General features: G+C 33.4%; 9 protein-coding genes. All 9 read right to left on the bottom strand.

Annotated features, from left to right (window positions below; genetic code table 11):
* Nucleotides 1-150 precede the first annotated feature (150 nt).
* Complete coding sequence (locus ACEWK1_RS25310) at nt 151-1,092, bottom strand: ArsA family ATPase (RefSeq protein WP_232273354.1); 942 nt, start codon at nt 1,090-1,092, stop codon at nt 151-153.
* A 10-nt stretch (nt 1,093-1,102) separates the two neighbouring features.
* Complete coding sequence (locus tag ACEWK1_RS25305; protein ID WP_379051989.1) at nt 1,103-1,363, bottom strand: cory-CC-star protein; 261 nt, start codon at nt 1,361-1,363, stop codon at nt 1,103-1,105.
* Nucleotides 1,364-1,463: 100 nt separating this feature from the next.
* A complete protein-coding gene (locus ACEWK1_RS25300) occupies nt 1,464-3,194 on the bottom strand; it encodes a carbon starvation protein A (protein WP_212134061.1) in 1,731 nt (576 codons plus the stop codon).
* 355 nt (nt 3,195-3,549) lie between these two features.
* Nucleotides 3,550-3,873, bottom strand: a complete 324-nt coding sequence (locus tag ACEWK1_RS25295; RefSeq protein WP_212134062.1) for a hypothetical protein — start codon at nt 3,871-3,873, stop codon at nt 3,550-3,552.
* A gap of 306 nt (nt 3,874-4,179) precedes the next feature.
* Nucleotides 4,180-4,419: a hypothetical protein gene (locus ACEWK1_RS25290; RefSeq protein WP_121662318.1), complete on the bottom strand. Its 240-nt coding sequence runs from the start codon at nt 4,417-4,419 to the stop codon at nt 4,180-4,182.
* 263 nt (nt 4,420-4,682) lie between these two features.
* On the bottom strand, nt 4,683-4,907 hold the full coding sequence (locus tag ACEWK1_RS25285; protein ID WP_232273353.1) for a hypothetical protein: 225 nt from the start codon (nt 4,905-4,907) through the stop codon (nt 4,683-4,685).
* 959 nt (nt 4,908-5,866) lie between these two features.
* Nucleotides 5,867-6,154, bottom strand: coding sequence for a hypothetical protein (locus ACEWK1_RS25280; RefSeq protein WP_121662319.1), 288 nt, complete (start codon nt 6,152-6,154; stop codon nt 5,867-5,869).
* Entirely contained in the window at nt 6,115-6,855 is a 741-nt protein-coding gene (locus ACEWK1_RS25275; protein ID WP_212134063.1) for a hypothetical protein, read from the bottom strand. Before ACEWK1_RS25275 ends, ACEWK1_RS25280 begins: the two co-directional genes overlap by 40 nt.
* Before the next feature lie 80 nt (nt 6,856-6,935).
* Nucleotides 6,936-7,112 carry a pre-toxin TG domain-containing protein gene (locus tag ACEWK1_RS25270; protein ID WP_162987384.1) on the bottom strand — a complete coding sequence of 59 codons (177 nt, stop codon included), beginning with the start codon at nt 7,110-7,112 and terminating at the stop codon, nt 6,936-6,938.
* Nucleotides 7,113-7,708 lie beyond the last annotated feature (596 nt).

Genomic DNA, 7,708 nt, shown 5'->3' with positions numbered 1-7,708 from the left:
ACCTGCTTCTTTTGTCGTTCATACCACTTATGAACGACACTACTCCCGTGGCTCCTGCTTCTTTTGTCGTTCATACCGCTTATGAACGACATTATCCTCGTTCTTTCAGTACTTTTGTCGCTCATCAATCAATCAATCAATCATTCCTCTTTATGTTGTTTTTAAATGGTTGTTCAAGTATGTTGAAAAACCTTCTAAAAGTTTCAAAGAATTAATATCTGTTTCAAACAAAGGAATATAATGCTTATCCTGCTGCTTAAACTCTTTTTCAATCCAAGTAAGATAATCTTGTTCATTTTTCTTTCTTTTTTGCCAAAAGTCTCCATCAACTTCTTGAGATAGAATTTTATTGATAAAAAGAGTGCTAACATGTAAATCATGGTCAGCTAACGTTTTGACAGCTTTAGACGTTTCTATGATTGATAATCGCTCTGGGTTTAATATAAAAATAAAGCTCGTCTCATTCTTATTTAGAAGAATTTTTCTCACATTTATAAAACGCGTTTTACGTTGTTGAAGAACTTGGAAAACAGGGTCTTCTACTGGCTCACCATCATTCAAGAGCTGTGTATAGGTTTCGTTCCGTTTTTTTCTCCGTTCAAGCATTCCATCGATCCACACGCTCATAAGCTCAGGAAGTGTTAATAATCTTAACGTATGTCCGGTTGGAGCTGTGTCAAAGATTATTCGATCATATGCTTTTCCCTCATCAAGGATAATTGAAACAATACGGTCAAATAGGGAAGCTTCCTCAGCACCTGGTGTAGAGCTTGCTGCATCAATTTGCCGGTACACCTCTTGTTGCATATGTGACTTTACAACACCACGTATGTTTTCCTTAACCTTTTTAATATAGTTCCATGTTTCAATAGATGGATCAATTTCAAGCGCATCTAAACCCGGATACACTTGAATTGGATCATTTTTAAGCGTTTTGTGAAAAATATCACCAACATTATGAGCTGGATCCGTTGACACTAATAAGGTTTTTTCCCCTTGCTTCGCAAGCATTAAGGCGATTGCTGCAGCACTTGTTGATTTTCCAACACCGCCTTTGCCACCAATAAACAAGATTTTTTCTTTCTTAATCATTAGCTTCCTCCTAGCAACATCGTATTCCATCTAATGGAGACTTCTCCATTCCCATTCGCAAGTGCCAATCATGAAATTTTTCAATTATATAAGGATAAAGCTCAAGTGTGTAGTAAAACGCTGGATTTGGAAGTCCTAGCGTTTCAGATAGACAAAGAAATAAAAACAAATCATCTTCATCTCTCAGTTCTCTTGCTATTTCCGTTCTGTGTTGAACAGAGAGAATATCATCATATAGCTGAAGTATTTTCTTAATGGAGGAAAGTCCTATCACATGTACTCACCTACTCTTATTAGTCAAATATTTTACTCTGATAATCTATAACCTAACTAGGGAACCTCATAAAAGGTTCCCCTATCAACATACGAACCTAAATCATTTTATGATCTTTTTTCGTTAACTCTTTCAAAGCTGTTAACACAATCCAAATCGCAAACACGAGAATAATACTACCGAAGATAAATAATAAAAGATTCATGTCAGTCGAACCTAATCCCGACCACTCAAACACAACCTGCTGAATCATTGCCCATATCGTCATAAACAGGATAAACACCATCGGGATAAAGGACACCAGATAGTTTCGACCAAGTCGTTTTAACCAGATGGAAATAAGCAGCAAGCTGATTCCTGCTAAAAGCTGATTGGATGTGCCAAATAACGGCCATAGTAGATAACCACCTGAACCAAATCCGTTAGGGCCTTTTGGTAATAAAACTAAAGCTGCACTTGCAACTACAGCAATTGATGTTGCTACATGTGGTTTTGTTAAAGTGTCCAATTTATACTCTGTTCCAAGTTCAGCGATAATGTACCTCATTAAACGAACAGAAGAATCTAGAGTTGTCGCTGCAAAGCTAACAACAATAACAGAAATAATGGTAGCCGCAATATTAGCTGGTATACCGATTCCAGTTGCCAGCTGAGCTCCGCCTGCAATAAAATTGCCAAGTCCTCCACCATTTGCTGCTGCAAATGAACTGTAGGCTTCTTTAAATTCTCCTGCACTTGAAAATACTGTTACACAGGCAATAATTGAAATTAAAGCTAAAAACCCTTCTCCTACAGCTCCTAAATAACTAACAAATCGTGCATCTGTTTCTTTATTCAACTGTTTGGATGAAGTTCCAGAGGAAACAAGACCGTGAAAACCTGAAATTGCCCCACATGCAATTGTTATAAATAATAGTGGAAACCAAGACTTATCTGCAGCATCCGGATTTGTGATCGGTGCTGTAATTTCTGGATTTAAGAATAATAACCCTGCGTACATAATGACTAAACCAACAACTAGTTGATGAGAATTAATATAATCCCTTGGCTGAAGTAATTTCCATACCGGCAAAGTCGAGGCAATATAGCAATAAATCATTAAAATAATAATCCAAATAAAGAAAGCCATTGATACACCATTTAACCCGAAAGCTACACTAGCTTCAGCCCCACCGAAATATCTTACTAGATCAATTTGTAAGGCAGGTATTTTACTTGTTAAAACTGCTGAACCATACATAACGGCTAAAGCGATAATTGATGGTAAAAGCATACTACCTTTCTTTTTGTAAACAGCGTAGCCAATCCAGATCGCAAGCGGTATTTCGATAAAGACCGGAATAACGCTTGCTGGAAACTTAATAAAAAGATTTGATATAACCCAGGCAAAAACGGCATTTACCATGAGTACTAAAATGAGAATAATAAACAGGAATAATAACTTTGCTTTTTTCCCAATTAACTTGTTTGCTAGTGTTCCAACTGACTGCCCTTTGTTACGCACAGATAATACTAGTGTTCCAAAATCATGAACACCTGCAGCAAAAACAGTTCCTAATAACACCCAAAGCAGTGCAGGAAGCCAGCCCCAATAAACTGCGATCGCAGGACCTACAATTGGTGCTGCACCAGCAACAGAAGTAAAATGATGGCCCCATAAAACAGATTTCTTCGTTGGAACAAAATCAACTCCATCCTGAAATTCATGTGCAGGTGTAACATAGTTAGGATCAAGGCGGTAAATTTTTTCTGCAACAAACTTAGAATAATAACGATAACCTAACCAGAATACAACTGTCCCAATTACAGCTAACCAAACAGCATGCATTTCTTTCCCCTCCCACTTTTAATAATGGAAAAAATCACTTCAAGGAAAGTATATGTAAGCGTTAACAATTAAGTATCAACATTTTGAAATTTTTAAAAACGGGACATGGGGACAGGTTCATTGTCCCGGAACATCTTTCCTATTATCTAATCCCTAAATTTATCAATAAGTTGTGTACGTTTTATTATCTGTATTGCCAGATACTGTTCAAATTAATTAGAAGAATGATCACTAATGTATGTTTCTCGCATTTGTTTTGTCTAAATCTAGGTCAGGACTGATCAAGGATATTATGCATATCACACCATTATTTATCTTCAAAAAAAATCCCGTTATAGAAAAAAACAATATTTTACTAACTCTTATTGTGAACTCTCAGAAAGTTCTTTTTCATTTCGGGGTACGATTTTACTTTTATAAGAAGTACAAATAGAATAAATGGACAGCACATTATTAGCCCCAATAACACTATTGGTCCATAGATAAAAGCTCCTACAATCATGACAAAGGAATAGATGATAGGAATTAAATAGACAAGTAAAAACAGGATGTTCATTATAAGTAATGCTAGGTATTTAGACTTCTCTGTTTTTGTAGCAGCGATGTTACCCATTTTTTTACACTCTTTTATTTCATCAATTGTTTTTCCAATAATGCTAATAAAGAAATTTAACTTCATAGAATTTCTCCTTAGTTAAATCGCTATTTTTTAAAAGCGGAATAGAACTTATATCGAAGTACTCTAATATATTTGTAGATTAATAAGTTCGCATATAAATTTTGAAAGAAGCTTGGCAAATCAACACCTTTCAAGGTTTTAGAAATTAATAATACCTTAGAATAATTGAACTAACACAACCTTTTTTGTCAAATACAGATTCTACATTCCCCCAAGAACAACGATAAGATTCTTTTCCTAAAACAGTTAACAACCACCGGTTATGACTTTTTTTCTTTGCAAACTCTTCATCGTCTGTCCAATTATTCAAGATAGTCCATTTATTACTTCTGATAAATGTACCTCTTTAAGCTTTTCATTATTAAAGAATAATGTTAGTGAAAAGCTTTTCCCATTTATTTCTTCTGTATCTTTTAAAAAGTATTTATTATCAACCATTCCTCCCTTGTACAATGAAGTACTCATAAAAGTTACAGGAGTCATCTCTGAGTTTAAAACTATATTTTCATTATCTAATATGATGGCACCGGTTAATTTATCAATCATTCTTTATCTCCCTATTAGTACTTAAAATTTGTAAGAGGTTGAGAGTGGAATAGTTTCAGTGTTTCTTGTATACTTATTCGATTTAGGTTATTAACAAAGTGAATTTTCAATGTTTATTTTTACTAAATAATCATTAAATTAATCATCTGATTCCTGGAGCGCTTGCTTAGCTAAAGGCAACAGTTCATCCAGTTCAGACTTTGAAATAATTCCTAGTTTTCTGGAACTTTTAATAGTAATTCTGAGATTTTTGTACAAAAGCCTTATTTATTTCTTGTCTCTTCCTCCACATCTGAAGGCCACTGACCTGTTTCAGCGTAAATCATTACTTCATAAGCGTCTTGATCTGATTTAAACGCTTTTTCCATATTGCATTTAGAAATAGAATAAAAAACTGGCTCATTATATGGTTCCTGTACCCAAAAGATTTGATATTTTCCATCTTTCTCAATAATTGTAAAGCTATCTCCACGATGTATTGTTTCCATTCTTTCTACCTCCATTGGTTATATATATCTGTTTATATTTAAGACAATAGAAATAAATTTCCAATCCTTTCATTTCGTCTAAGAGATTTTAAAGTCCATCAGAAAATTTTTCAAATATCTCTTTAATACTATTTAATGATGTTGCAATCTTAATCTTTTTTTGAACATTGAATCACATGTTCATACTTCAACTACTTTTTGAAAGAATATATAAAACCCATGCTGATTTATATTTATCTATAAATACATCTACTTTGTTTTCTTTATCTCTAACAAGTTCTAAAAGCTCATAATGTTATGATTAGTATTTATTAATATACCTGTTTCTTAATTATAGTATTTAGGATTATCAAATACATCCTTATAGTTTAAATACAACTCATCATTTGGAGGATACTTCCAACCAGATATTTTAACCTTATCCTTTCAGAAATTACTTGTTTAACATTACCCGCAACTTATGTTGTAATCTTATAAGCTAAAAATGAAAAAAGTCAGTCATTTAACCATCCTATTAAACTACTTCTTTTTCTTGCACTATCGGCAATTATAGGCTGTTTTATGCTTCATCATGCAATAAACATCACAAGTCTTCTAATTATGCAAATTATGCCATTTTGCGATACTCTTTCTGGTTCAGTTTCCATAGAGCTAAAACGGTTCTCCATGACGGACCTACCTTCAAGAGCTATGAATTTCATAAAACATTGTTCAATGTCGTTCAAAGTTTAAATTCCTACTAAAAAACACCTGTTGCCTAAAAGACAATCAAGTGCTTTATAGTTAGCTATATAAAGTAATTCATTACTATTCCTATCTTCAAACCCAAAATTCAGTTTAATACATTTTAAATTCATTGGTTAAACTTAAATACTCTTACTTCCTTAAAAACTTTTGAACTTTCTACCACAAGAGATCTCTTATATCATTTCATAATATTAAGTTACATTCGAAGTTAGTTATCCCAGCTTCTTATATAACTCATATAAATCTAATAATTGAACTCCAAGTTCGCTATTAAAATCCCAAGTATCGGTAATAACCCTTGGATATGATGGGATATGACTTTTAGATTCAATCATTATTTCTATATCTTTATAGAAACTTTCAAGTTGACTTATTGTCCCATCTTTACCTTGCCCTAATTTGTGAGCTTTAATTTCACACTCTAACTTTATTTTTACTTTTTCAGCTTCCTTGATAAAGTTTAAGGTTTTATTAAGTCGTCTAGGTTCGTTATATACCATTGTTCTACTTCTCCAATATATTGATTACCCATTTGAAACTGCGGGCCAGCTTTTCCTTTAATTATAATTGTGTGTGGTTTAACTTGACATTGTTGAATACCTGTCATTCTGTTCCAATCTGGTGGAAGAGCTAAATTACTTCTATTCACTTGTGGCGAAAATGTTTCAAATAAATATCTCCCTTTTGCACTAGCATTAATGTCATCATAAAATCTTAAACCATAAGTATTTGTACCAGCAACATCGAGCTTAATTGTACCTATTTCAAACGATTCTAATGTAGTCTTTCTGAATTGACGTGGTACTCCTTGTGATTTTAAATAATCAGATGCTTGTTTTACACCGTTATATGGGTCATTAAGTTTAACCGTACCCTCTACACCCTCTTCATTCCCCTTTCGCTTTCCTTCAATAGAACCATTAATATTCGGTCTATTTTTCAGCAAAACTGAAGATGCTCCTCCGACACCTAATGTTATCACGCTTAAACTATTCAACCAGTGCTCCTTTGAAAGGAGATCCTCAGGATTGAATGTACCATTGATTATATCTGCAGAACCAAAAGTTAAATAGTTTAAAAAATCATAGAAAGAGTCAGTAGATTTATTGTAACGAAGTTTTGCCCCTTCCCAAGTGACTTTCGCTCCATCTAGCCCACCCAGTGTAAGATAATTAGTAAAGTCATATGGAGAATCAAACATTTTATCGGCTCTAGTTTTGAGACCGTTCCAGACATCTTGACCTATCTCTTTAAAACTATTCAAAGATTTATCAAAAAAATTTAATTCTTCATTTTCCTTTTTTCTACTTTCTCGGGCGAAACTTTTAATAAACCATACCTCATATATAGTAGCATTGTGTAATTCAATCGTTCATCTTTACTCAGCTGTGATCCCGTTACAGGATCAAATCCATATATTGCACGAAGTAAATCATTATAACCAGAGAATTCAGCCACATTAAACGCAGCATCATTCCCAATTGTCTTTTCTATACTAACTGGATCGTTTAATTTAGTGATTACCTAATGAAATTTAAAGCCTTTGGCATCATGCATCTGTTTTGGTAAAGATTACTTGATATCATGCATGGATAACAAAAGATAGTTGTATCCTGTTTTTAACCATTAATTCATTCGTCACTAGGTCTATAAATAAGAACCCTGAAAAGCGACAGCTAATCAGGGTTAAATAATAGTTATATAACTGAATTTCTACTAATATGTCTTTTCTTCAAACAAGTCTTCTAAGGCTTCTGTTCCTTCTCTCTCAACAAATAATAACTCTTTTGTAGAAATTCGTACTACAAGTAACCATGTAACTTTCTTACCTATAAAGTCTAGGGAAATATGCTTTTTCTATAAAAAGGTGAAGTAAATAATACATGTTCCATTTCACTATCTGAATAGTACATTCTTACTGCCCCTTTAATATTTCACCATGTGTGATAGGAGAACTGATTGCCACCTTCTCTATTCCTAAGTTTAAGATTATAACATAGGGTAAAGTTAATCTTGATAAAACTAATAAAAAACCTTTGCGAGTAGAAATTGAC

Origin of the sequence: Metabacillus sp. YM-086 (assembly GCF_048059995.1) — a bacterium.
Lineage (GTDB): Bacteria > Bacillota > Bacilli > Bacillales > Bacillaceae > Metabacillus > Metabacillus litoralis_B.
The sequence above is the reverse complement of the archived record's forward strand: the minus strand, read 5'-3'. Positions and strand labels throughout refer to the sequence as shown.